The sequence below is a fragment of the Enterococcus sp. AZ077 genome, assembly GCF_051714965.1.
GTDB lineage: Bacteria > Bacillota > Bacilli > Lactobacillales > Enterococcaceae > Enterococcus_B > Enterococcus_B hirae.
Window position 1 is genome coordinate 318,544 of sequence record NZ_JBIOSX010000001.1, and the last position, 26,457, is coordinate 345,000.

17 protein-coding genes and 1 rRNA gene (1 of these 18 only partly in view) are annotated in these 26,457 nt (G+C 36.6%); 10 read left to right on the forward strand and 8 right to left on the reverse strand.

Annotation, left to right across the window (positions count from 1 at the left end; genetic code table 11):
• Positions 1–70: 70 nt before the first annotated feature.
• Entirely contained in the window at positions 71–676 is a 606-nt protein-coding gene (locus tag IGL28_RS01480) for a cysteine hydrolase (protein WP_010720231.1), read from the reverse strand.
• A gap of 163 nt (positions 677–839) precedes the next feature.
• Between IGL28_RS01480 and IGL28_RS01485 the strand changes: the two genes are divergently transcribed.
• The 3 genes from IGL28_RS01485 (at position 840) to treC (ending at position 6,160) form a co-directional block, all read left to right on the forward strand.
• The gene (locus IGL28_RS01485) at positions 840–1,541 is read left to right on the forward strand and encodes an ABC transporter ATP-binding protein (protein ID WP_010720230.1); all 702 of its coding nucleotides are present in this window, start codon (positions 840–842) and stop codon (positions 1,539–1,541) included.
• Positions 1,542–1,550: 9 nt separating this feature from the next.
• A complete protein-coding gene (locus tag IGL28_RS01490) occupies positions 1,551–4,262 on the forward strand; it encodes an ABC transporter permease (protein ID WP_081128205.1) in 2,712 nt (903 codons plus the stop codon).
• Between the two features lie 269 nt (positions 4,263–4,531).
• Positions 4,532–6,160: an alpha,alpha-phosphotrehalase gene (gene treC / locus IGL28_RS01495; protein WP_081128203.1), complete on the forward strand. Its 1,629-nt coding sequence runs from the start codon at positions 4,532–4,534 to the stop codon at positions 6,158–6,160.
• A gap of 288 nt (positions 6,161–6,448) precedes the next feature.
• Here the strand turns inward: treC and IGL28_RS01500 are convergent, their stop codons facing one another.
• Positions 6,449–7,015 carry a hypothetical protein gene (locus IGL28_RS01500; RefSeq protein WP_081128201.1) on the reverse strand — a complete coding sequence of 189 codons (567 nt, stop codon included), beginning with the start codon at positions 7,013–7,015 and terminating at the stop codon, positions 6,449–6,451.
• A 487-nt stretch (positions 7,016–7,502) separates the two neighbouring features.
• Here IGL28_RS01500 and IGL28_RS01505 point away from each other — a divergent pair, with 487 nt between their 5' ends.
• On the forward strand, positions 7,503–12,161 hold the full coding sequence (locus IGL28_RS01505) for a DUF285 domain-containing protein (RefSeq protein ID WP_232088552.1): 4,659 nt from the start codon (positions 7,503–7,505) through the stop codon (positions 12,159–12,161).
• Positions 12,162–12,839: 678 nt separating this feature from the next.
• Here IGL28_RS01505 and IGL28_RS01510 read toward each other — a convergent pair.
• Positions 12,840–12,944, reverse strand: a complete 105-nt coding sequence (locus IGL28_RS01510; RefSeq protein ID WP_223603620.1) for a competence inhibitor ComI — start codon at positions 12,942–12,944, stop codon at positions 12,840–12,842.
• A 596-nt stretch (positions 12,945–13,540) separates the two neighbouring features.
• A complete protein-coding gene (locus IGL28_RS01515; RefSeq protein WP_010720222.1) occupies positions 13,541–14,728 on the reverse strand; it encodes an AI-2E family transporter in 1,188 nt (395 codons plus the stop codon).
• A gap of 294 nt (positions 14,729–15,022) precedes the next feature.
• Here IGL28_RS01515 and IGL28_RS01520 point away from each other — a divergent pair, with 294 nt between their 5' ends.
• Positions 15,023–16,540, forward strand: coding sequence for a zinc ABC transporter substrate-binding protein AdcA (locus IGL28_RS01520; protein WP_081128199.1), 1,518 nt, complete (start codon positions 15,023–15,025; stop codon positions 16,538–16,540).
• 103 nt (positions 16,541–16,643) lie between these two features.
• Here the strand turns inward: IGL28_RS01520 and IGL28_RS01525 are convergent, their stop codons facing one another.
• The 3 genes from IGL28_RS01525 to IGL28_RS01535 form a co-directional block, all read right to left on the reverse strand.
• A complete protein-coding gene (locus IGL28_RS01525) occupies positions 16,644–17,372 on the reverse strand; it encodes a LytR/AlgR family response regulator transcription factor (protein ID WP_010720220.1) in 729 nt (242 codons plus the stop codon).
• 12 nt (positions 17,373–17,384) lie between these two features.
• On the reverse strand, positions 17,385–18,662 hold the full coding sequence (locus IGL28_RS01530; protein WP_010736951.1) for a sensor histidine kinase: 1,278 nt from the start codon (positions 18,660–18,662) through the stop codon (positions 17,385–17,387).
• 140 nt (positions 18,663–18,802) lie between these two features.
• Positions 18,803–19,405 (reverse strand): accessory gene regulator B family protein, encoded by a 603-nt coding sequence (locus IGL28_RS01535; protein ID WP_010736952.1) that lies wholly within the window; start codon positions 19,403–19,405, stop codon positions 18,803–18,805.
• A 260-nt stretch (positions 19,406–19,665) separates the two neighbouring features.
• Between IGL28_RS01535 and IGL28_RS01540 the strand changes: the two genes are divergently transcribed.
• The gene (locus IGL28_RS01540) at positions 19,666–19,896 is read left to right on the forward strand and encodes a hypothetical protein (RefSeq protein WP_010720217.1); all 231 of its coding nucleotides are present in this window, start codon (positions 19,666–19,668) and stop codon (positions 19,894–19,896) included.
• Between the two features lie 126 nt (positions 19,897–20,022).
• Here the strand turns inward: IGL28_RS01540 and IGL28_RS01545 are convergent, their stop codons facing one another.
• Positions 20,023–20,712, reverse strand: a complete 690-nt coding sequence (locus IGL28_RS01545) for a YoaK family protein (RefSeq protein WP_081128197.1) — start codon at positions 20,710–20,712, stop codon at positions 20,023–20,025.
• A gap of 177 nt (positions 20,713–20,889) precedes the next feature.
• On the opposite strand from IGL28_RS01545, the gene IGL28_RS01550 reads away from it, so the two are divergent.
• From IGL28_RS01550 to IGL28_RS01565, 4 genes are all read left to right on the forward strand, one after another.
• A complete protein-coding gene (locus IGL28_RS01550; RefSeq protein WP_034699220.1) occupies positions 20,890–23,094 on the forward strand; it encodes an ATP-dependent helicase in 2,205 nt (734 codons plus the stop codon).
• Positions 23,095–23,322: 228 nt separating this feature from the next.
• Positions 23,323–23,727, forward strand: a complete 405-nt coding sequence (locus IGL28_RS01555; protein WP_010720214.1) for a Spx/MgsR family RNA polymerase-binding regulatory protein — start codon at positions 23,323–23,325, stop codon at positions 23,725–23,727.
• A gap of 21 nt (positions 23,728–23,748) precedes the next feature.
• Positions 23,749–24,099, forward strand: a complete 351-nt coding sequence (locus tag IGL28_RS01560; RefSeq protein WP_010720213.1) for a Spx/MgsR family RNA polymerase-binding regulatory protein — start codon at positions 23,749–23,751, stop codon at positions 24,097–24,099.
• A gap of 1,239 nt (positions 24,100–25,338) precedes the next feature.
• A 16S ribosomal RNA gene (locus IGL28_RS01565) occupies positions 25,339–26,457 on the forward strand (it continues 441 nt past the right edge of the window).

Sequence of the window (26,457 nt, forward strand, 5' to 3'; positions counted from 1 at the left end):
CTAACGGTTACTTTTATTTTCCCATGGAAAACCAGCAATGTAAATGAAAAACAAGGCGTGTTTGGTTCCTTTATCTGGCTTCTTCGATTGCTTGAAGGATTTCTTTGGTTGTACGCACCCGTGCTGTTTTTGGAAACATTTTTTCAAAAAAGAGCGTATGAAGTTCTAGATCTCGATCACTACAACCATCTTCGATAACAATAACATGGTAACCATGTTGAAAAGCATCTAAAGCGGTGGCATAGACACCGTTTGAAGTTGCTACACCTGAAAGAATGAGCGTATCGATCTTTCTTCGACGAAGTTGGGCATCTAAAGACGTTCCAAAAAAAGCACTTGGATTATGTTTAGTGATCGTGAGTGTGTTTTGTGTTCCTTTGGTGGTAGGTTCAAGTAATAAATCAGTAAATTCTTTAGGGGGGGTATAAAAAGAACCTGCTTGTGCTCGGTCATTTTTAGCACTCAAATACTGAAAGCTGGTAATATCGACATTGACTAGTATATTCCAAGCAGGTGTATGCTTTAACTGCTCAGCAATCAGTTGATTGTTTGAGAGGATGGTGGTTGCATCATAAGGGAATAATTGCCCAGAATTCACAATTCCTTTTTGGAGATCGATCGGTAAAAAAGCTGTTTTTGCTAATTCGAGTGGAATAGGTGATTTTGTAGTAGTCATGGGTTTTCCTTCTTTCAATAAATAGATCGTTTTCCATGTAAGTAAAACATAATTTCTGTATTTGTCAATGAATCGTCTATCAAATCTTTAGTCTGATTCATTTCAATGGTAAAATAAAAAGTAGCGACTTTATTCGTAAAGAGATGGAGATGAGAGAAGAAGGATGAGCTATGTAGAAGTAATCAACGAATGTAAACGGTACAAAATGGGAGAAACAACGATTACCGCAAATGATAATATTTCATTTGCGATCAAAAAAGGAGAACTAGTCATTATACTTGGTCCAAGTGGTGCAGGGAAGTCAACTGTTCTTAATATATTAGGCGGGATGGATAAGCCAGATGAAGGGCAAATCATCATTGATCAGACAGACATCGCTCAGTTCAACGATAAACAATTGACCGCCTATCGTCGAACAGATGTCGGATTTGTATTTCAATTTTATAATTTGGTACCGAATTTAACAGCAAAAGAAAATGTCGAGTTGGCAACAGAAGTTTCACCAGATGCGTTAGATCCAGTGGAGGTATTGACACAAGTAGGTCTGGCACATCGGCTGGACAATTTTCCTTCACAGCTTTCAGGAGGAGAACAGCAGCGTGTTTCCATTGCTCGAGCATTAGCAAAAAATCCGAAATTACTTCTATGTGATGAACCAACAGGTGCGTTGGATTTTGAAACAGGGAAACAGGTGTTGAAGTTATTACAAAATGCGAGTAGAGAACATGGAAATACGGTGTTGATCATTACTCATAATTCTGCCTTAGCACCGATTGCTGATCGTGTCATCCATATCAACGATGCGAAAGTCCGTTCGATTGAAACAAACGATCATCCTTCAACCATTGATGAGATTGTGTGGTAAGGAGGGGCTATGAAAACAAAAACATATCTTAAAGCAAGTGCTAGAGAAATCAAACAATCGAAAGGCAGATTTATTGCCATTGTATTGATCATTTTGCTAGGGACCTTGTTATTCGTAGGCGTTAAAACGGCGGGGCCGGTTATGCAAAAAACGATGGATCACTATGTTGAAAAAGGCAATCTATCGGATTTACAAATCATTTCAACTGGTGGTTTAACGGAACAAGACGTAACTAGAGCCGAAAAAATCCCTGATGCACAACTGGAAACGGGAAAACAATTTTATTATTCCAGCTCAAGTAAAAACGAAGTTGTGCAAGTTTTTTCTTATAAAAAATCAAATAAACAAAACCTTTTAGAAGTAGTAGATGGGCATTTACCAAAGAATAAAGACGAACTCGTACTAGATGAAAAAGCAAAAAGTCTAGGCTATAAAATAGGCGAAACGTATACGATCGATTCTGACAACGTGAAAAAGAAAGACTATCAAATTGTTGGATTTGTACGATCGCCACTTTTCATCAATAATTTAGAACGTGGTTTTGCCAATGTCGGGAACGGCACGATCGATTATTTTGTTTATTTACCTGAAACAGAATTTAACACAGACATTCAATCGGTTATTTACTTAACGTTTAAAAATGTTTCATCCTTTGATACTTATAGTAAAGAATATCGGGACAAAATGGCACAAAACCAAAAAAGCGTGGAGAAACTTTTTCAAGATCGACCAGCTGCACGTTTAACTGAACTAAGGGAACAAGCTAAGGAGTCTTTACAACCAGAAAAAGAAAAGGTGAGTGCTGGTCAAGAACAAATTAGTCTGGCACAAAGTCAATTGGCAGCTGCCAGAGCCCAACTAGAGCAACAACGTTCAATGCTCGAACAATTGCCTGAAGTACAACGAACAGTAGCAACTAATGAACTAGCTACGCAAGAAGCACAGCTAGCTGAGCAAGAAAAGCGAGTCGCTGAACAACAAGAAAAACTGAATGATGCACAGGCCCAAATTACCGAAAATGAAGAAAAGATCAATCGTTTGGAAAAACCAACCTATCGTTTCCAAGAGCGTTCCGATAATGTGGGCTTTCAAGAATTTGGTGATTTAGCTGAACGGATCGCAGCCATTGCTAATGTTTTTCCTGTTTTCTTCTTCTTTATTGCAGCATTGATCACTTTTACGACGATGACACGGATGGTCGAAGAAAACCGACGAGAAATCGGTACGTTGAAAGCATTAGGCTATACTAAATTTGAAATTGCAAAAAAATATGCTATTTATGCAAGTTTAGCTTCTGGTCTAGGAATTATTTTAGGAACCGTCTTAGGAACCAATCTATTACCAAGAATTATTTTTGAACTATCGAATGAACGCTATGATATCGGATCAGCAGTCATTTTTTATGATTGGTCTCCGATTTTACAAGCGGCAGTGGCGTTTTTTATCGCTGCATTTGGTGCAGCGATGATTGTCTTATTCAAAGATTTAAGAGAAAGACCGGCAGCTTTATTACAACCCAAAGCGCCAAAACCAGGCAAAAGAATATTATTGGAATATATCACACCACTGTGGTCAAGATTAAGCTTTAATCAGAAAATCAGTTATCGAAATCTGTTCCGTTATAAATCCAGAATGTTTATGGCAATCGTTGGGATTGCTGGTTGTGCTGGTTTAATGGTAGCAGGCGTAGGATTGAAAGACTCTTTAAGCTCTGTTTCTGATAAACAATTTGGCCCAATTACGAATTACCAAGCAATTGTCACTTTAGATGGAGAAACAGAAAACAGTGAAACAAAAGCAAAGGAACAGTTAGAATCCGATCCGAAAATTACTGATTTGCTAGCAGTAAACATGCAAACGATCGAGCTTCGGCAACAAGGACAAGCGACTCAAAGCGTTACGATGATCATACCGGAAACGTCAAAAGGTCTATCACCGTTTATTCACTTGATCTCATTAAAAGGACGTAACATGGAGTTGAATGATTCAGGAATCGTCCTCACACAAAAAGCTGCCGAACTGTTTGATGTATCTGAAGGAGACCGCCTTTCATTGTACACGGATGACCAAAAAGAGTTATCGGTTACGGTGAAAGCCATTGCTCAAAACTATTTAGGAAACTTTGTTTATATGAGCCCTGCCTATTATCAAAAAGTATCAGGAAACGAAGCTTCTACAAATGCTTATTTAGTTCAAGCTGACCCAATGTCTAAAAAACAAGAGAATGCTTTGTCAGAAAAGCTATTGGGAACCAATGCAGTAACAAATACATCATTTGTTTCGAAACAAATGGAAACCCAAGAAGAATCACTTGCGAACCTCGATTCAATCGTTGTGATTTTTGTCGTTTTATCAGGGCTGTTAGCGTTTATCGTGTTGTATAATTTAACCAATATCAATATTTCTGAACGAGTGCGGGAATTATCAACGATCAAAGTACTAGGCTTTTTTGATAAAGAAGTAACGATGTATATTGTGAGGGAGAATATTATTTTTACTTTAGTTGGTATTGTAGGTGGATTTGGCATCGGCTACGTCCTAACTGACTTTATTTTACAACAGGCTTCAATGGAGACGGTGATCTTCCCCTTAGTGATCACTTGGAAAGCATATGCTCTTTCTGCTGTTTTGACTATTGAATTTACAGTTATCGTTATGATAGCGACCCACTTCAAGCTGAAAAATATCAATATGATTGATGCTTTGAAATCAAACGAATAAAAAAAGCTTCTTGTTAAAAGTTGAGTAGACTTTTGCAAGAAGTTTTTTTATTAGGTAACTGGTTGATGAAAAGAAAATTTGGTGTAGGGAAAATGATACGCAGGTTTTGTTATGCCAATTTGTTGGATGTGCGACAGTTTATAATGGGTGAGGTCTTCCTATTAGAGGACTTAGCTCTGTCCTTGATAAACGCTTCCTTTTCCTTTATAATAGGATTTGTAAACTTGTATATATAAGTTGGAATAATAGCTGATTGGAGGCGAATGAGGATGTCGTTTAATGAGAAAGTAGTTTATCAAATTTATCCTAAATCTTATCGTGATAGTAATGGTGACGGGATTGGAGATTTAAAAGGGATCAAAGAAAAATTACCTTATCTGCATGAACTAGGGGTCGATATGATTTGGTTGAACCCCATTTATCCGAGTCCACAAAAAGATAATGGCTATGATATTTCTGATTATGTAGCGATTGATCCACTATTTGGAACGATGGAAGAATTTGAAGAACTAGTCACACAAGCAAAGAGCTATAATATAGAGATTATGCTTGATATGGTTTTAAACCATGTCTCAATAGAACACGAATGGTTTAAAAAAGCTTTAGCTGGCGATCGTTTTTACCAAGATTTTTTTATTCTAAGAGATGAGCCAACCGATTGGGTATCTAAATTTGGTGGTAATGCATGGGCGCCTTTTGGAGATACGGGTAAGTATTATTTACATCTCTATGATCAAACACAAGCAGATTTAAATTGGCGAAATGAAGCAGTGCAAACAGAGTTGTTCAAAGTTGTTCGTTTTTGGATGTCTAAAGGGGTCAAAGGCTTTCGCTTTGATGTGATCAACGTGATCGGGAAAGATGAAGAACTCAAAAATAATGCAGAGAACCAAGGAAAAGCAGAATATACTGACAAGCCGATTACTCATACGTATCTTCAACGATTAAATCGGGAAACTTTTGGTCAAGATCCAGAAATCATCACAGTTGGAGAAATGAGTTCAACGACGATTGAAAATTGTATTTTGTATACGGAACCAAGTCGGAATGAGCTTTCGATGGTGTTCAATTTTCATCATTTGAAGGTTGATTACGAAAATGGAAACAAATGGAGTACGCCACCTTTTGATTTTGAAGCTTTAAAAAGTCTGTTCCATACATGGGGCGAAGCGATGAGTAAAGGAAATGGCTGGAATGCGTTGTTCTTAAATAACCACGACCAGCCAAGAGCCCTCAACCGCTTTGTAGCAATTGATAAATACCGCACAGAAGGGGCTAAAATGTTAGCGACGATGATCCATTTGAATCGTGGGACGCCTTATATTTATATGGGGGAAGAAATTGGGATGATCGATCCAGACTTTCAGCATATCGATGATTACGTCGATGTAGAAAGTTTAAATGCTTACCAAGAAATGCTGAACCAATCCTTCTCGGAAGAAGAAGCTTTTCGGCGAATCAAGGCGAAATCCAGAGATAACGCTCGGACACCGATGCAATGGACAAGCGATGAAACAGCTGGCTTTACCACAGGAACACCTTGGTTAGGTTTAGCAGCAAATCATGAGGTCATCAATGTAGAACAAGAACGTACATCTGAACAATCGATTTTCGCATACTACAAAAAATTGATTCAATTGCGAAAACAATATCCTGTAATCGCATCAGGGGACTATCAAGCTTATGAACCCGATCATCCTCAAGTATACGGTTATTTAAGACAATTAGACGGACAAAAATTATTGGTTTTAACTAATTTTTACGAAAATGAAACGACCATAACGATCCCAGAAGAATTTGCTAGTGCCCAACCGCTTATCAGCAATTATGCCAATACTCTTATTCAAGAGGAATTGACCCTAAGGCCTTATCAAGCGATCGCCCTGTTGATCCAGTAAATAAAAGATCAAGAGCAAAAAATTGGTAAACGATGAATCGGTTGCAGATAAAATTTTACACGAGATATTTCGAAAGAAAATTGTATTTTTAATGAACCATCAGCTGGTGGTAAAACATTCGACGCTTAATCCATGAGTTATTGGATTAAGGTCGTTTTTATTTTGTCTAAAAACAAATGTGAGATAAGAAGAAAGAATCATGAAAAAATCGATTGAGTAATGATAAAATTGAGTATCGCAAATCAAAGAATATGATGGAAGCAATAACCATTTAATGTATGCTCTCATCTAAGAAAAAAGAGGATACAATATCATTAATAGACCTAGTGTAAGATGGACTATAAATCTTTTATTTGTATTTTGCATAAAACTTGCCTGAAGTTTTTCTGAAACCCAAACAAATTGTAATTCGTTTTTGGGATGGTCTATTAAATACTGTTTAAATATTTCGCGTTCCTTTTTTTTGGATTTAATTAAGTAAAAACCTGTAACAGCACTGATAGTAAGGGCTATTCCTAAATAGGGAATTATATAATTCAAATTTTTAGGAACGTCTTCAATAGGGAAAAAGCAGCGAATAACACGTTCCAAAATAAAAAAGACAATAACATAAATGATAAATGAAAATTTTCTTTTTAGAGCAAAAGAAGGGTCCTTTTTTTCATAATGTTGTGAGATTGCTTTTTTTCGTTTCTTTTGTTCTTGTTCAGTTAGGTTTGGAAAAGTACGCTCTCTTTCTTGTTTATATAGAGCCATGATATCTGAATACTCCTGTTGGATCTGCCTGACTTTGTAGACTGTATAAATAAAACTACCATAATATATTAAAGTAAACATAAATTTAATTAAAAGCATTATTTAGTTCTCCTTAAAGACCTTTTTTTAATTATAGCAAACAACATTTGAAAGTAGCTTTAAAAATGTAATAAAAAAGAGAGTAGAGCAATAATCAGATTTTTTTCTGACTATTGTCCCACTCTCTTTTTCTTTTACCCATTAACTTTTACATAAAGCGTAACATGTAGGTGAAATATTTCTTCAGATGATAAGTAGTAGAAGAAGCTTGATTGATTTCCTCGATCAATGAAAGAAATATATATAAACGTTATGGTAAACGCTCAAAATTCAAGAATATTAATTGGGAATATTGAGCGTTTATGCTTAATTAGAACAAGTAAAATAAATGTTGCAGGGGAGATGATCCATACGATTTTGTCAGCTTCGGTAACAAAATGGACATTGGAAAGAGACATCAATTGAAAACAGGGGAAACACCTAAAGCTGATGAAGTGGTATTGACGAGAAAATAATGATCAAAAATAAGAGCAAAAAAGGAGTAAATATGAGTAAGAAAAAATTAACAGCAAAACGTAAAAAACAGCTATTAACGATGTTTGCGGTGGCTGGTGTGATGGGAAATACCGGGATCGCACCAACGATGGCATTAGCGGATACTTTGACACCAACAGCTGAAACTGCTACTGAACAAACACAGGCGAATGAAGCAAAAGAAGCCATCGATCAAACGATACAAAACGTCACAGAGCCGTTAGTAAACCCAACGGATTCAACCACTACAACTAGTGATTCATTAGCACAAACTGATGAAACAACGGATGACACCCAAGACCAAGCAACAGAACAAGAACAAGCAACAGCAGCGACTGCCGAAAGTGAAGGGGATGCAACTAATCCAACAGCGGAAGCGCCAAAAGTAGCGCAAAAAGCGAACGTGGTAGCTGCCTCCGAGATAACAGGAACATGGGGTACCAGCTCGTATACGTTTGATGAAGATACAGGGGTATTGACGATCGGAGCAGGTGAGTTAAGTGGATATACAGAATCCCCATGGAATAGCAAAAAAGTATCAGCGGAAGCAATCAAGAAAATTGTCTTATCTGGAAAAGTAGTTGCTCCGGAAAATTCTTGGGCCTTATTTGGTGGTAGTCAATTGCAGAATGTAACTGAAATCGAAGGGTTAAGTCAACTGGATACCAGTAAAGTAACAACTATGGGGAATATGTTTAGAGCTTTGAGTAGCATAACAAGTTTAGATGTAAGTGGATTTGATACCAGTAACGTAACAAATATGAATGATATGTTTTGGGGTATGAGCAGCGTAACAAGTTTAGATGTAAGTGGCTTTGATACCAGTAACGTAACAACTATGATTTATATGTTTAACGGTCTGAGTAGCGTAACAAGTCTAGATTTAAGCAACTTTGACACTAGCAAAGTAACAGATAGGTGGAATATGTTTGGTGATACTCCACTTAAGAAATTAATTCTAGGAGATACCTTTAAATTTGTAAAATCAGCCAACGGACCAGCAGGCCTTACTTCTGCGTGGATGAGAGAAGATGGCAAAGGGACGTTTTATTCAGCAGCAGATTTCATGAACAACTATGGCACTGGTGACTTGACTGCTGGCACGTATGTTTCTGCTACAGGATGGTGGGGTACCAGTCCGTATAATTTTGATGAAAACACAGGAACGTTGACGATCGGAGCAGGTGAGTTAAGTGGCTATGAAGAATCACCTTGGAACAGCGGAACAGTGGATCTTGAAGCAATCAAGAAAATTGTTTTGTCTGGAAAAGTAGTTGCTCCGGAAGATTCTAGATACTTATTTAGTACAAGTACCCCTGGTAAGGACCTTACGAATGTAACTGAAATTGAAGGGTTAAGTCAACTGGATACCAGTAACGTAACAACTATGAGGTATATGTTTTATGGTATGAGCAGTGTAACAAGTTTAGATGTAAGTAGCTTTGATACTAGTAAAGCTACAGATATGGGTTATATGTTTCGTAATATGAGCAGTGTAACAAGTTTAGATGTAAGTGGCTTTGATACCAGTAAAGTAAAAGATATGGGTTATATGTTTAGAGGTATGGGTAGCGTAACAAGTCTAGATGTAAGCAATTTTGACACTAGAAAAGTAACATCTATGTCTTATATGTTTGCTGATACTCCACTTAAGAAATTAATTCTAGGAGATACATTTAAATTTGTAAATGGAACTGGAGCTCTTACTTCTGCTTGGAAGAGAGAAGATGGCAAAGGAAAGGCTTATACAGCAGATGATTTCATAAAAAACTATGGCACCGGTGATTTGACTGCTGGCGCGTATGTTTCTGCTACAGGATGGTGGGGCACCAGTCCGTATAATTTTGATAAAAACACAGGGACATTGACGATCGAAGCAGGTGAGTTAAGTGGCTATGAAGAATCACCATGGAACAGCGGAACAGTGGGTCTTGAAGTAATCAAAAAAATTGTCTTGTCGGGAAAAGTAGTTGCTCCAGAAAATTCTAAATACTTATTTACTACAAATACCGTTGGTAAGGACCTTACGAATGTAACTGAAATTGAAGGGTTAAGTCAACTGGATACCAGTAACGTAACAAATATGAATGCTGCATTTTACGGTCTGAGTAGCGTAACAAGTCTAGATTTAAGCAATTTTGACACTAGCAAAGTAACATCTATGAGTAATATGTTTTATAAGACTCCACTTAAGAAATTAATTCTAGGAGATACCTTTAAATTTGTAGGAGGACAAGGAGCTCTTACTTCTGCGTGGATGAGAGAAGATGGCACAGGGACGTTTTATTCAGCAGCAGATTTCATGAACAACTATGGCACTGGTGATTTGACTGCTGGCACGTATGTTTCCGTTGAAACAGACACGTGGGGTACTAGTCCGTATATGTTTGATGAAGATACAGGAACGTTAACAATCGGAGCAGGTGAGTTAAGTGGCTATAAAGAATCGCCATGGAGCAGTAATAAAGTAGATAGTGAAGCCATCAAGAAAATTGTCTTGTCTGGAAAAGTAGTTGCTCCAGAAGAGTCTTTAATCTTATTTAGTGGAAATGACACTAATCATGAACTTACAAATGTAACTGAAATCGAAGGGTTAAGTCAACTGGATACCAGTAAAGTAAAAAATATGAGTTGGATGTTTTGCGGACTAAGTAGTGTAACAAGTCTAGATGTAAGTGGCTTTGATACCAGTAACGTAAAAGATATGAGTAATATGTTTCGCAATATGAGTAGCGTAACAAGTCTAGATGTAAGCAGCTTTGACACTAGCAAAGTAACAGATATGGGTAATATGTTTGCTGGTACTCCACTTAAGAAATTAATTCTAGGAGATACATTTAAATTTGTAGAAACAGATGGAAAAAACGCAAGTCTTACTTCTGCGTGGATGAGAGAAGATGGCACAGGGACGTTTTATTCAGCAGCAGATTTCATGAAAAACTATGGCACTGGTGACTTGACTGCGGGCACGTATGTTTCCGTTGAAACAGGCACGTGGGGTACCAGTCCGTATACGTTTGATGAAAACACAGGAGTATTGACGATCGAAGCAGGTGAGTTAAGTGGCTATGAAGAATCACCATGGAACAGCGACAAAGTAGATATTAAAGCCATCAAGAAAATTGTCTTGTCTGGAAAAGTAGTTGCTCCAGAAAATGCTAATTTATTATTTACTGGAAGTATCAGTAAAGGTAACCTTATGAATGTAACTGAAATCGAAGGGTTAAGTCAACTGGATACCAGCAACGTAACAGCTATGCAATCTATGTTTTATGGTCTGAGTAGCGTAACAAGTTTAGATGTAAGTGGTTTTGATACCAGTAATGTAACAACTATGGAGAATATGTTTTACAATATAAGCAGCGTAACAAGTCTAGATGTAAGTAGCTTTGACACTAGCAAAGTAACAACGATGAGAAGTATGTTTAAGAATACACCTCTTGCTAAATTAACACTAGGCGATCACTTTAAGGCGATTGGAGACACTGGTTTATCAGCACCGAAAGCACTGAACGATGGAGATCAGCTGACAGGAAATTGGATTCGTGAAGATGGTCAGTCCAAAGGCTATTCACCTGCTGACTTTATGACAAATTACGGAACTGGGGATTTAACGGCAGGAACTTATGTGGCAGAACTAGTGAAAAGTGAGTTGAAACCACAAGAATATCATGTAGGAGATGTCAATATTACTGGAACCTACACAGGGGATATGTCTCTCGGCCGATTAACCGTTAATGGCAAAGTTGTTAGCTGGGGCGGTAGCTTCAAAGATGGTCAATTCAGCTATTATGTCGGTGCTGGCAAATTAAAAGTCGGCGACAAAGTCGTATTAGATGGCTACAACAAAGAGAAGGAATTGATAGATTCCAAAGAGATTGAAGTGATTTCCGAATCTTCAGGATCAATTGATCAGGTGGACACTTATAAGCTAGGTGATTCAACCATTACTGGAACTTATATGGGGGATATCCATAAAGGAAAACTAGTAGTGAATGGGGAAGTAATCAGCTGGGGCGGAACCTATAAAGATGGTAAGTTTAGCTATTATGTGAACTCTCAAATTATCAAAGCAGGGGATCAAGCAACGATTCAAGGCTATGATAAATTCGATACACCACTAGGGGACCCACAACCAGTGACTATAGGAGAACAACTGGGTCAATTAACAGAAGCCCATCGTGTGGGAATCAGTACAGTGATCGAAGGAAACTACACAGGCGATGTTTACCAAGGAATCTTGTTGGTCAATGGCGAAAAAGTTAGTCAAGGCGGCAGCTTCAAAGATGGCAAGTTCAGTTATTATGTAGGAAACCTTAAAGTGTCAGAAGATGATCAAGTAGTCTTGATGGGTGCCAACAATCGAGGACAGCAAATTCCAGGATCAGAGATTGATGTCACTATTCAAACACCAACAGCTGAAATCAACGAATTGACTTATAAAATCGGCACACAAACGATCAAAGGAGCCTATGGTTCTGATACCCAGGTTCACCAAGGACACTTGTTTGTCAATGGTAAACTGATCAGTAAAGGTGGGAGCTTTAAGGATGGGGCAATCAGTTATTATGTGAAGCCAGACCTAATCAAAGCTGATGATCAAGTAACAATGAATTTCTATGATGGCAGTGGCAACTTATTGGCTGAAAACCAAACAGTTTCTGTAAACTAAGGAAAAATAAATTTATGTAAGTCTAAAAACTGGGGCATTGATTAGAAAAAATCTGATCAATGTCTCAGTTTTCTTGATTTAAGATACGCTCAAAATTCAAACAGGTTGAGCTAAATGATGAATACCGTAATGTGTACAGAGGTTTATATTTTGTGTCAAATAAAATTAAAAATTTATGCCATTTCAAAAGAAAAGTGACATACAAAAAATACATTATATCAGGGGTTTCTTCTTTTTTTAACTTGTGAACTTAGCTATCTTTTCCCTTTCTATTCTTACTTTTTAGTTTAAAAATATCTATTGTCATTGTGTCGATCAAATCTCCATTTTCTGGACATTAATATCTAAAAATAAATATGATGTAAAATTATGTGTTACTTAGTGTTGTGTAGTAATTACACTAATCAACCTGCCACGAGTCCAATCACAACCACCTTTGAACAACATGAAACAACGATGACTAATAACAATGGATTTAACGCTTCACAAAATCCATTTGATGGACAATGATATTAGCAATGATGATTTCCCATTCTGATTGTAAAAGATCAATAAAGTTGATATAATGAATACGAAAAGAGGAGTTGCGCTAACAACTCCCTTAACAGCACCGTTTAAGACGGTGACCAGTTTAATATTATTTTTGAAAAATAATCGTCGACCGGCTAAAGCTGACGGTTATTTTTTTTGATTGTTATTTACAACTGCCAAGATTCCAAAAATGATTGTTGCGATTAAAGAACCGAAACCAATCATTAATCCTAACGCCGTTTCAACAGGCAAAAGGCTTCTCCTTTCTGTAAGATTTTGGAAGTACGCACATACGCACCACCTCACTTTCAATCGGATAGCCACCGTCACAAACTTTACTGTCTTGATTATTATTAGCATATCTAAAATCGATTAAAAATTCTCGATTTTAGTTGTTTTTTCTATAATTTTAGCGAGGTGATCGTGATGGAATAATCTATTGTTTTACTCGGTAAAATTCAGGAAATCAAGACACAGCCATTGCTTGTGCGATTTATATTACCAATGAGCCCTGAACCAATCAATCAGTGGTCAATATAGAAATAACGGATAAATTGCTTATTTTGGAAGAAGGCAATTATACTATTTCAGTAACAGGTCACTTCAATAAACGGAATCACTTAGTCATTGAATCGATATAAATTAAAAACCCCAATCATTTTATGCGATTGATGAGCATACAAAAGAAGAGCTGCACTCCTAAATGTGGATTGCAGCTCTTGTTGTTTTACATAGAAACAGGAACAAAGGTCTGTTTAGTAGAGACTGGGACAATAGTCTTCTTCAGTAAGAAAAATAAACTTGATCGTCCTAGTCCCTCGTTTTTTGAGAGATGTTCCAGACTTTCTTTACTCTTTTTCAAAGTAGTCTTTTTCCGAAAATTCTGCTTTTTGGTAGACACCCTGATCGCCATAATACTTGTTGTAGCGTTGTTTGAACTTTTTAAAAGTAAAGACAACCAATAATTTGATCAATGTGTAGATGGGGATCCCAAAAATTACACCCATGAGTCCTAGTAAATCACCCATCACTAATAAAACAATCAAAATAGTGATTGGATGGACTTGAAGGCGATTGCCCATAACTCGAGGGATAACTAAGTCCCCATGAAGTAATTGGACGATGAACCAGACCAAAACAAACTTAATTGCCATGAATGTCGAATCTTGGAAAGCAATAAACAATCCAGGAAAGAAGGCAATAAATGGTCCAATGTAAGGAATGATACATAAAATCCCAGCTGCGATTGCTAGTATGCTTGCAAATTCTAAGCCGATCAATAAAAATGTGACCCAATAAACAGCCCCTAAGATGAAAGAAGCAATGATTTGCCCTTTTAAGAAATCACCTAATTGTTGATTGGCGATTTTAGTCAATGTCCGAAAATCTGTACGGAACTTGGGTGGTACGATCCCTAACACAGCTTGATAAAATTTCTGAGGATCTCTTAATAAGAAGAACGCAATGATTGGACCAGTAAACAATGTAATAAAGGTAGATGTTACTGCTGAAAAGATATTCCCGATACTTTGTGCGCCACTTTCCCAATAATCGCCAATAAACGAGGCAAAATTAGACGTCCAATCATCAATCGATGAAAAGAATTGATCGAATGTGTCCGCAAAAGGTGTTTGCGCTAGGAAGTTTTTCAAAGTTTGTATAAAATCGTTGAACAAATCAGGAAAACTAGTCATTAGTGTTTTGGCTTGTTGCTCCAAGAAAGGAACTAACCAAACACTCCCTAAGCCGATCAAAAATAAAATAATGACATAAACGATAGTAACAGATAAATTTCTAGATAGTTTTCGGCTCAAACGTTTGATCAACGGATCTAGTAAATAATATAAAACTAACGCAAATAGTACTGGGGCGAGTGTCGTCGCAAAAATCACAAAAAATGGTTTAAAAATAAAACCGATCTGCTGAAAAAAGTAGATCACTAAAGCTAACATAATCAACAACCCTAATACATAATAAGAAGTCGTTCCTCCTAGAAAACGTATCAGACGTGACTGATCTTTAGAATTATTCTTCAATTTGTTACTCCTTTCAATGTACTAAATCGCTCTAAGTTCAAGATAAAAGTAAAAGGAAATTGTTTTTTACCTATCGGGAACGTCAAGCTGATTTATCTTATTATAGTCGGAACTAGTGACAAAAAGAAAATGATACTGTTCAGAAATGGCTAGAAAATAAAAAGAAATAGTTTTAAGAAAACGCTTGACTATTTATTTAGCGATATGATAAATTAAATCCTGTTGCTAAAACGTAAAGATTACGATTTGGTAACTTTAATCGTAAAATGAAAGAAGATGAAGGAGTGTCGTCAAATGAAGCGTTTGGTTTATTTATTAGGGATAGTAGTTACTGTTTGTATACTTGCCAGTTGTGGCAATCAACAAGAAGCCGCGAACAAAAAAGAAAAATTGCAGGTGATGACGACTTTTTATCCAATGTATGATTTCACGAAAGAAGTAGTGGGAGATGAAGGAGAAGTTGAGTTATTGATTCCTGCTGGGACAGATTCACACGACTATGAGCCGTCAGCAAAAGATATGGCAAAAATTCAAAATGCGGATGTCTTTGTCTATAACAACGAAAATATGGAAACCTGGGTACCAGCAATCCAAAACACATTGAAAGAGGGGAATGTGTTAGCAGTCAAAGCGACTGAAGGGATGTTGTTGTTACCAGGTAGTGAAGAAGGACATGACCATAGTCATGGCGAAGCAGGGCATTCTCATGAATTGGACCCGCATGTTTGGTTAGCTCCAAGTTTAGCAATGAAACAAGTAAAAAGTATAAGGGATCAACTGATCACAAAATACCCCGATAAAAAAGAAGCCTTTACTAAAAATGCGGAGAATTATTTAGAAAAATTACAAGAACTTCATCAGAGTTATCAGGATACCTTAAGTAAAGCAAAACAAAAATCTTTTGTTACCCAACATGCCGCATTCAACTATTTGGCATTAGAGTATGGACTGAATCAAGTGTCAATAGCTGGCTTATCCTCAAGTGAGGAGCCTTCAGCCGCAAGAATTGCTGAATTAAAACAGTTTGTAAAAGATCATGGGATCAAATATATTTATTTCGAAGAAAATGCTAAAGACAGTATCGCTAGAACTCTAGCAAATGAAGCCGGCGTTTCTTTGGCTGTCTTGAATCCTCTAGAAGGTTTAACGAAAGAACAACTTGCAAATGGTGAAAACTACGTAACCATAATGAAAGAAAACCTCAAGTCGTTACAAAAAACGACAGATACAGTGAATCCACTGGAAGCCACACTGAAACCAGAAAAAGAAAAAAATGTATATAATGGTTACTTTGAAGATTCAGCTGTGAAAGACCGCAAATTGTCCGATTGGAAAGGGCAATGGCAAACGGTCGATAACTATTTAGCTGATGGAACCTTAGATCCCGTATTTGAGTATAAGGCAAAAATCGATCCAAAAAAATCAGCAAAAGAGTACAAGGATTATTATACCGTCGGATACCAGACGGATGTCGAAAAGATCAAGATTGACGGAGATCGAATGGCATTTACTTTTAAAAATGGTGAGACGAAGCAATCATCTTACCGATATGCAGGTAAAAGAGTTTTGAATTACGCTGCAGGAAATCGAGGCGTACGCTACTTATTTGAAGCAGTAGAGCCAGAAAGTGGCGCTTATCGATATGTACAATTCAGTGATCATTCGATTGCACCAACAGATTCGGAACATTTTCATATCTATTTAGGGAATGAAAGTCAAGAAAGTTTACTGGCAGAAATGGATCATTGGCCAACTTTTTATCCAGTGGAGATGAGTGGGCAAGAAATTGCGCAAGAAATGCTGTTACATTAAACTACAAAATAGGAACAAGAAAAGATAAATAAGAAAAAATGAGCAAAACAAACAGACGAGTTTTGCTCATTTTTTTGTTTGTTTTTGGGGAGAAGTCTGAGATTTACGAGATCAATTTTTTTAAACCACGTACAGAAGCCGGAATCACTTCGCCATTTGCTAACGTGATTTCACGAGTTTTTTTGTTGATCGTACGGACATTTTGAGTATTGATCACGTATGATTTATGGCAGCGGATAAAATGACGGTTCATTTTCTCTATTTCTTTGATTTTATCATAGAACTGCATTTGCGCATGAGTCAAATGAACCTCTAATTTATGTGGCGTTCCTGGGGAAGTAGAGAAATACTGGATATCTTTGATCGGAAGAAATTTTATTTCATCGTTAAATTCGATTTTAAAAATATCTTTTTGTAAAGGAGTCGCTTTGACATCTTCAAAGATCTTACTTAAAATACGTTCCACATTTTCTTTTAAATCAAAAATATCTTCTTTGATAATATAATCAGTCGGTTCAATATTACTCTTTAAGATAGACATTGAAAGATCCGTATGAGAAGTAACATAAATAATTTTTCCTAAAGGATCTAGATCTCTTACACGTTTTCCGATCATAATACCATCTAGATCGCTATCTTTTAATTCAATGTCTAAAAAATAAATACCAAAAGATGAGGTTCGTACTCTAGCTGCTTGAAGAAGTTCAATTGGATCAGAAGTGGCGATATGGACATAACTATCCAAATTCTCAATCATAATTCGATTTTTGATCACTGCTGAAATTACTTCCAACTGTTTCGTGTCATCTTCGCAAATATAAATTGGAATCATACGAATACTCCTTTATTTTGTTTGTATATAGATTGTCTGAGAAAAACGTTGATTCTCAATAGATGTCTCTAAAAAGATATAAGGATTGGCCTTTGACAGCTCATCCAAAATGAATAAACCGAGTCCTTCGTTTTTAGGATCTTTTTTTGTTGAAAAACCTTTTTGTTTTAATTGATTTAACGGAAGTGTATTCATCGTTGTATTGATGACACGAATAATCACTGAGTTTTTCTTTTTTAAAACAAAGAGTTCAATTTTCTTCTTTTTAGTAATTAAAGCTCCTTCAATCGCATTATCTAAAATAATACCTAACATTCGGACGATGTTTACTGTGTGTTTTTTCTTTAAAGTGATCTCTTCTGGAATAACAAGATGCACGGATAATCCTTTTTCTTGTGCCATCATTAATTTCAAAGACAATAAGCTTCTTATTTCAGGAATTTTTATGTTATCTAACAGACTAAGGTTTGCTGGGAAAAGATCCATCATTTGACGAGTGGGTAAGATATTTTGATTGTAGTACTTACGTAATCCCTCCAGGTCACCTTCAGCAAGATAACTATTCATTGAAAAAAGCAAGTTTTGATAATCATGCTTGAATTCTCTAAGGTCTTGATAGTTTTTTTCTAGATCACGGATGTAATCTTGTTGCATTTGCATACGCTGTTCTAACAATTGGTCTGCCATTTTTCTCTTTGAAATTTTCCAATAATAAATGAGGATAAACAGCCCGCCACAGAGATAAAGAATGAAAAAGCCAGTGTTGATAGTTAAAATTTGGGGAGTCTCGCCAGAAAAACGTGTATAAAAGATAACGATATAATAGGTAAATAACATCAACGCGCCAACGGTTCCAATCATTCGGCGATCCAACCCATGGAAATTTTCTAAGGCTTTTTTAAAAGCTAAAGCAAGTAAGATCGATAACGTCGCAGAAATGACGATATGAATATACTGCAAGGAATCTCCTGGTTCAATGACAGCAGATTTCAAAATAAAAAAATCGCTGATGCTCGTCAAATGGTCTCCTAAAAGCGAAGTAAGCAATCCCCAAGGAAGAGCATAAACCAGTTTTTGCGGGGAAGTAGAAAAGAAGAAGAATGTTAGCATCAGCATACCTATAGCAAATAAAGCAGTAAATATCCCAAATAAAGGATACATAAAACCTAACAAGACACAAGAGATTAAAATAGTGGTAACGAATAAGTATTTCTTTTTAATTTGGTGTTCAATGAGTAATACACAAATTGTGTAAATTAAATATTGCAAGGCTATGGACCACAAAAACATAAAGTACAGCTCCCATTGATTTTTACCAAATTATAGCATATTTATTGAATTATTTTTTTAATTTTTCAGGGATTTTAAACTCTGAACTCATACCAAAGCAGCATCCAGACACAAAGAAGTCAGACAAATTAGTAAGTTGTTTAATGATTGTTTTTTTCATAGAAAATTCCTCCAAGATTCATTATATAATTCGTAATTGGAAGCAGCGTAGCTATTTCTAAAATAATCCCGAGAAGCAAGTAAGTAGAAAAGTAAGAATTAGCGAAAAATAAAATAGTTATTGCAAATAGAAGAAACATGAAAATTGCTTTTTTTAACAGTGGTGGGCGTTTTTCAGGTTCAATGGGATTGATTGCTGTACCTTTTGATCCATAGCGAAGCAACAATAAGAAACAGATGATCAATGAAATGACCTTCAGTGGGGAAGAGATGGTCACATCAAAGTGTTTCATTAAGAGGGGAACGCCCCACAAATAAAGCAAAGTCCATAGTAAACAAACAAATTCAGAATCAGAATGAAGTCCGTAAGCATAGCGACGGATACAAATATAAGAAAGAAAGGTCAATCCTGTTTCGACCCAAGAACCGGTTATTAAAGAAAATACTAAAACAACGGCCAATTTGCCAAGGTTATTCATTAATACATCAAGGGCAAATTTTACTTGGAGATAAACCATTTCATCTTCTATTTTTTCACCACTGAATAATGTGTCTAATATTCTATTTACAACTTTATTTTTCATCCAACGTACCTCCAATAACGATTTTATTCTAAATTTGTTAAAAATAGTGTTTCGATTCATAAAAGGTTGTTTTGACATCAAAACCGTAAAAAAAAGATCAAAAAATTCAGTTAGATCTTTCTTTTTTGAGTATTTTATAAATGGCAGATAAAAAAAGTGAACGGTTTTGACATGAAAAGGGCTTTTTATGATTTTTATGTGTTCTCTGCCTAGAAGTGTGTTAAAAATTGATTGACTTAAAAAATATTGGAGGAACTATCATGGGGAATGAACAAGTAATGGAGAAAATGGATGAGCAATTATTTGAAGTTGGTGAAACAGGTGCTTTTGTTTCAGATTTATTTGAAGCACCTATCAAAGGAGAAATTGAAAAAGTTTATGAAAACAGCGTGATGATCCGGGTCATCAAATGTGCAGTAGAAGATAATGAAACTGCCGACAGTTTGCATTGGCAGCTTGTTGTTCGAAAATCAAGTGCGATAATGGAATGAATAAAAATAAACATAAACACAACAAATAGGCTGAGGTACTGTCCGAGTATCCTGTAAATCAGTCTATTTGTTGTGTTTTAGTATAGTGATTTTTTTAGTTGGTCATTAAAGTGAACACGCTTGTCCTTATTTTTTGGATAAGACTATATGACGTTGGTAAAATTTCCATACTTGAATGCTTTGAACAATTGCTATGATTAAAAATAAAACAGCCACTAATAAAATAGCAAAATGCCCAAATAAATGGTGGCAAAAAACGAGAACGCCTGCACCACTGATGAAAGCCAGAACAACTGTCAGAAAATGGAAAAAACGATCGAACGCTGCTTTTTCTTTTGTGACAAGTGAATCGTATAAGTTAGTAGCAACTCCTTTTAGATTCCCCGTAGTAAAAAGATTAGTATAAGCTCGTCCATCGATTTTATCAAAAGCGACCCATTGAATAGCTGCTGTAAATGCAATCATGATGGTTACGATGGCTGGGTGGATACTGATTGGAGTCAGACTGACTAAGAAAAAGATAATTGCTTCGTAGTAAAGAACATACAAACGCCAATAGTGTTTTTCTTTCTTTTTGAAATAATCAATCAAAAATTTTGTCAGTAAAATCCCTAAAAAAAAGAAGACAGTAGAAAGTATTTTTTTTCCAACGCTAATCCATTCACCATCGAAAGCTTGGATGATTGCTAAGATAATATTACCCGTTTGTGCTGAAGCAAATGCGTTATATTGAATATATGTATAACTGTCCATTGCGCCACCGATAAAGGATAATAAAAGTCCGATTGTCCGTCCTTCATGAAATGAAGTACTCATTTATATTCACCTTCAAATTAATATATTTGTCTTTTTTATTCTATCATATTGGTTATATGTTTTTGATATTTTATAGATAATTTTCAGAAAAGGTCAGTGTTTGCTAAAGTCATTTTAATTTTTAGAAAGGTCTGTTAGTATAAAAGAAAAATATTGACCATTTATATATAGAAAGATGTGAAAACAATCAATCAAGGGAATGAAAAAGAAATACTTCGCTTACAAAGAGAAATCAGTCATTGGGAAAAAAGATATGAGAAGCTCCAACAAATTTTCCGGATGCAAGAAGAGATCATTGCAAGCTATGAAGCAGCTTATGGTGAAGCACCTGGGCTGATTGAGGAAGAAAAAGAAACGAATAATAGTCATTCATTTTTCGATATGATGGAAAAGCGCTCCTACAATCGTTTTAATTACGAGCAAAAAGCAGCGATTACTTACAATATGGAAAAAAATCTAAGGATCATTGCAGGAGCGGGAAGTGGGAAGACCCAAACAATTTGTGCAAAAGCTGTCTATTTAATGACTGAAAATCAGGTAGATGAGCAACGGATATTGATGATCACTTTTACGAGAAATGCTGCGAATGAATTGAAAAAGCGAGTAGATAATTTTAGCCAACGAAAGACCAATGTTCATATAGGAACTTTTCATAGTATCTTTTTTCGTTTGTACAATGATATTTGTCGCCAATTCCCAGAAGTAGTCACTGAAGGGATACAGGGAGAATTTTCAAAAGAGACCTCATACAAAGTCAGTGGACTAATACAACAACTTATTCGTAAGTATAATTTATATGCTTTTGATCAATATGGAGAAAAAAATTTGGCGGCACGTCTTGATTATTGGCAGAATATGAACTTATCAATAGAAGAAACGCGAGTGTTGATAAAAGAAAACTTTGACTTTATTGAACCGAATGCAACTATGCCGATTTCCGAAAGAATGACCCACTTCATGCGAGAACTGCAAGCACAAAAGAAAGAGCAACATCTTTTTGAATTCAATGATGTTCTAAGTAATTTAAAACAAGCCTTGCAGAACGAAGAAATCAGAAACTTCGTGGGACAAAAATATGATTATTTATTTATTGATGAATTTCAAGACACGAATCCTTTACAGTGGGAAATTGTTCGCCTGATCACGAAGGAAACACCAATGAAACTTATTGTGGTCGGTGACGATGATCAAAGTATCTATGGGTTTCGAGGTTCGGAACCTTCTTATATTAAAAATTTTGACCAAGAGTACGCAACGAAGACGCTTTTTTTATTAACCAACTATCGTTCACGTGCCACCATTGTTCAAGGAGCGAATCGCTTAATTACTTTTAATAAAAATGATCGTATCCAAAAAGCAATGATTCCAGCTAAGAAAGAGGCGGGGATCATGCAGGCGCTAGCTTTTGATGACATACAAGCTGAAAGTCGCTGGATCATTGAGCAAATCAAAACATTGATTAAACATAAAGGAAAATACAAAGAATCAATCGTTTTATATCGGTCGTTAACGCAAACCCAGCAATTAGTCCAAGACTTGTTACAGACGGATATCCCCTTTGTACTAGAAGCAGATGGCCCATACGAAGGGATATTTGGGATAAAACTATTTCAACAGTTCTATCAAAGGATCCTTTACTGGCAAAATGCAACTACTTATCAAAAAAAGACACAGGGTTATCAACAAGTACTCTATCAGTTAATGATTAATTGCTATTTCAAGAAGGCTGAATGTGAGGACTATTTTTCCCAACGAAATAAAGTAACAGATATTGTGGAATATATCCTTTCTGTAAAGCCGCATTTAAAAACAAAAGAAAAAGAGATTCATCGGTTTGTAAAGGACCTTCATACTTTTGATAAAAATGGCGGAAAAGGTTTTGATCGTTTAATTCAAAGCTACCTTAAATTAAGTCGACCAACTAAAGAAATAGACGGTAGTGAGCGTGAATGGTTGTTAGGAACGCTCAAACAATTTCCAACATTAGAAAAAATCAACCATTTAGAAAAAGACATCCAAGCAGTTGCGAAACAACTAAAAACTCGTTTAATCGCTTACCGGCAAGGAAAACTTGATGCTTTATGCATTCAAAGTATTCATAGAAGTAAAGGCTTAAGCTATCGCAATGTTTTTTTAGTTGGTTGTAATGAAGGAGCTATTCCTTACAATGGTGCCTCTGATAAAGCAGCCATTAGTTTGGATAAGGTCAAGGCAGAGCATGTGACAACAGTCGAAGAAGAACGCCGTCTTTTTTATGTAGCAATGACCCGAGCAAGGAATCGTCTCTATTTGTGTATACCTTTGATGAAGGGGACGAGAAAATTGAAAACTTCTAGATTTATTAGAGAAACAGGTTGTAAAATTAAAAAAATACATGTTTGATCACATAAAAAACGATATTATTAGGTAAAAAATACTAATAATATCGTTTTTTTTATGTATTTTTCTTCTTTTTTTTATACAAAATAAATTAATTTTTTTCATATAAACACAGGATTAAAAGGGTTTAATAGCAAAGAAGAATAAATTTTCTGAATTTTAATAGCTAATAATTGGTGTTTTTTATAACTTTCAGTTAGAATGGGATTATAATTAAAAAGGAGTGAGAGAATGATAAAAGTATATACTTCCCCTAGCTGTACTTCTTGTAGAAAGGCAAGAGCATGGTTGCAAGAAAATCGTTTAGATTTTGAAGAAAAAAATATTTTTGCAGAGCCGATATCAGAAAATGAAATACGTGAAATTTTAGCAGCCACTAACGGAGGCGTTGAAGACATTATCTCTACTCGCTCAAAAATATACGAAAAATTAGCTATTGACTTCAACGAGCTCACATTAAAGCAAATGATCGTCCTTTTTAAACAATATCCTTCTTTACTAAGACGTCCGATCTTAATTGATGAAAAAAGAATATTGATCGGTTTTAATGAAGATGAAATTCGTTCGTTTGTTCCAAGAGAAATTCGTTCAGTTGCAAGAAGAATGATTTATATGCAAAACAGTATCTTCAGTTAAATTTAAAAAAGGAGGAATCTTGTGAAGGTATACGGGTCGGCGCATTGTGTGACGTGTCTAAAAGCAAAGCAGTGGTTAGAAGAACATCATCTCTCTTATCAGTTTATTGATTTAGATCAGAGAGAGCTAACCGTTAAGGAAGCAAAAGAATTGTGTGGGTTTGAGAATGTTCACGCGGAACGACTGTTCGCCACTTGGTCACAAGGTTTCAAAAATCTGGAAATTGATTTATCTACTATTAATGAACAACAATTGATTGTTTTGTGTAGAACACATGGAGAACTAATCAGACGTCCGCTGATTATTTTTGATAATGTTTTATTTGTTGGGTTTAATGAGGAATTAATGGAGAAATTAATTGCAAGCCAATAAATACAGGATGACCTCAGTGGCAAAAAAACGAAATAGTCGGTTAGAGGAGATGGATGGCTATTCATTTCCTTTTTTTGTGAGTGATCTTTTCTAAAAGAAACTTGTCTCGGTCTCTTCTAGTATCTCTAAAAACGAATAAACGGTGTTCAAAGAGCTGACCTTCGGCGATAAGTCAAAAAATCTCAAAACATGAGGAGCTATTTAAAAAAATTCTCTCTTAATCGCTCGGAGCTGAACGCTTCTTTCACAGCCTCTTGCTAAACGGTGTTCAAACATCAGCTCCTTGAAATAAGCCTGAATTTTTCAAAACATGAGAAGCTGTTTCAAAAAATTCTTTCTTATTGTCAACAGAGCTACCCGATGTTTTCACGACCTCTGATTCACGGTGTTCAAAGAGCTGACCTTCGGCGATAAGTCAAAAAATCTCAAAACATGAGGAGCTGTTTCGAGATTTTCATCCTTAACGCTTAGGTCAAGACACTCTTTTCACAACCTCATTGATCAACGGAAAAACGATGAACGTTCATCAATGGGGCAACCGTGTGGAGTAACCAAAGATGTCATAAATGGACAACAGCTGAAAGAAGTCTTACAGTTCGATTATCTGGATAGCCAGAATCAGTAGAATGACTATGGCTTATTTAATATAGAAAAGCTGAAACTTGAAGTATAACCTATACCAAAGGTTTAAATACTTATTGACATGTGTAAAATTACATGGTATATTCTTTTTTGTTGTTTTTAGTTACTCGTTTTAAAAAAATGAAGTAATAAAAAAGATTCAAAAAGTTCTTGACGTGTGAGTTATCACATGATAAGATAACTGAGTCGTTAAAAACCGACAGCTTATGAAGCTTGATTTCATCGAAAAAAACTTCAAAAAAGTTGTTGACAAATAACAAACGATGAGTTATGATAAATGAGTTGCTGAAGCGTTTCTGAAAAACGAAGTGAAAAAAACTTTTAAAAAATAGTTGACAAACAAATGTCGATCTGTTATGATATAAAAGTTGCTACGGCAATATCGAATGATTAATCGCTAGCTCGTTAAGAAGTTTCAACTTTAAATCAAGTAGCATTCAAGTAGCATTAATCAAGTAGACCTTTGAAAACTGAACAAAGCAAAGACAAACCAAATGTGTAGGGCGTCTTGATTGATTCAAGACAACAAACATTTTTAACAAGCAAGCAATATGCTAGCAAACAATTGAGCTTAACAATCGCAAGATTGTTCGAACTTTTTATGAGAGTTTGATCCTGGCTCAGGACGAACGCTGGCGGCGTGCCTAATACATGCAAGTCGAACGCTTCTTTTTCCACCGGAGCTTGCTCCACCGGAAAAAGAGGAGTGGCGAACGGGTGAGTAACACGTGGGTAACCTGCCCATCAGAAGGGGATAACACTTGGAAACAGGTGCTAATACCGTATAACAATCGAAACCGCATGGTTTTGATTTGAAAGGCGCTTTCGGGTGTCGCTGATGGATGGACCCGCGGTGCATTAGCTAGTTGGTGAGGTAACGGCTCACCAAGGCGACGATGCATAGCCGACCTGAGAGGGTGATCGGCCACATTGGGACTGAGACACGGCCCAAACTCCTACGGGAGGCAGCAGTAGGGAATCTTCGGCAATGGACGAAAGTCTGACCGAGCAACGCCGCGTGAGTGAAGAAGGTTTTCGGATCGTAAAACTCTGTTGTTAGAGAAGAACAAGGATGAGAGTAACTGTTCATCCCTTGACGGTATCTAACCAGAAAGCCACGGCTAACTACGTGCCAGCAGCCGCGGTAATACGTAGGTGGCAAGCGTTGTCCGGATTTATTGGGCGTAAAGCGAGCGCAGGCGGTTTCTTAAGTCTGATGTGAAAGCCCCCGGCTCAACCGGGGAGGGTCATTGGAAACTGGGAGACTTGAGTGCAGAAGAGGAGAGTGGAATTCCATGTGTAGCGGTGAAATGCGTAGATATATGGAGGAACACCAGTGGCGAAGGCGGCTCTCTGGTCTGTAACTGACGCTGAGGCTCGAAAGCGTGGGGAGCAAACAGGATTAGATACCCTGGTAGTCCACGCCGTAAACGATGAGTGCTAAGTGTTGGAGGGTTTCCGCCCTTCAGTGCTGCAGCTAACGCATTAAGCACTCCGCCTGGGGAGTACGACCGCAAGGTTGAAACTCAAAGGAATTGACGGGGGCCCGCACAAGCGGTGGAGCATGTGGTTTAATTCGAAGCAACGCGAAGAACCTTACCAGGTCTTGACATCCTTTGACCACTCTAGAGATAGAGCTTCCCCTTCGGGGGCAAAGTGACAGGTGGTGCATGGTTGTCGTCAGCTCGTGTCGTGAGATGTTGGGTTAAGTCCCGC

What these genes read in the sequence shown, in the direction of transcription:
- IGL28_RS01480 (WP_010720231.1), bottom strand. Translation starts at nt 676, where the DNA reads ATGACTACTACAAAATCACCTATTCCACTCGAATTAGCAAAAACAGCT.
- IGL28_RS01485 (WP_010720230.1), top strand. Translation starts at nt 840, where the DNA reads ATGAGCTATGTAGAAGTAATCAACGAATGTAAACGGTACAAAATGGGA.
- IGL28_RS01490 (WP_081128205.1), top strand. Translation starts at nt 1,551, where the DNA reads ATGAAAACAAAAACATATCTTAAAGCAAGTGCTAGAGAAATCAAACAA.
- treC (WP_081128203.1), top strand. Translation starts at nt 4,532, where the DNA reads ATGTCGTTTAATGAGAAAGTAGTTTATCAAATTTATCCTAAATCTTAT.
- IGL28_RS01500 (WP_081128201.1), bottom strand. Translation starts at nt 7,015, where the DNA reads ATGCTTTTAATTAAATTTATGTTTACTTTAATATATTATGGTAGTTTT.
- IGL28_RS01505 (WP_232088552.1), top strand. Translation starts at nt 7,503, where the DNA reads ATGAGTAAGAAAAAATTAACAGCAAAACGTAAAAAACAGCTATTAACG.
- IGL28_RS01520 (WP_081128199.1), top strand. Translation starts at nt 15,023, where the DNA reads ATGAAGCGTTTGGTTTATTTATTAGGGATAGTAGTTACTGTTTGTATA.
- IGL28_RS01525 (WP_010720220.1), bottom strand. Translation starts at nt 17,372, where the DNA reads ATGATTCCAATTTATATTTGCGAAGATGACACGAAACAGTTGGAAGTA.
- IGL28_RS01530 (WP_010736951.1), bottom strand. Translation starts at nt 18,662, where the DNA reads ATGTTTTTGTGGTCCATAGCCTTGCAATATTTAATTTACACAATTTGT.
- IGL28_RS01535 (WP_010736952.1), bottom strand. Translation starts at nt 19,405, where the DNA reads ATGAAAAATAAAGTTGTAAATAGAATATTAGACACATTATTCAGTGGT.
- IGL28_RS01540 (WP_010720217.1), top strand. Translation starts at nt 19,666, where the DNA reads ATGGGGAATGAACAAGTAATGGAGAAAATGGATGAGCAATTATTTGAA.
- IGL28_RS01545 (WP_081128197.1), bottom strand. Translation starts at nt 20,712, where the DNA reads ATGAGTACTTCATTTCATGAAGGACGGACAATCGGACTTTTATTATCC.
- IGL28_RS01555 (WP_010720214.1), top strand. Translation starts at nt 23,323, where the DNA reads ATGATAAAAGTATATACTTCCCCTAGCTGTACTTCTTGTAGAAAGGCA.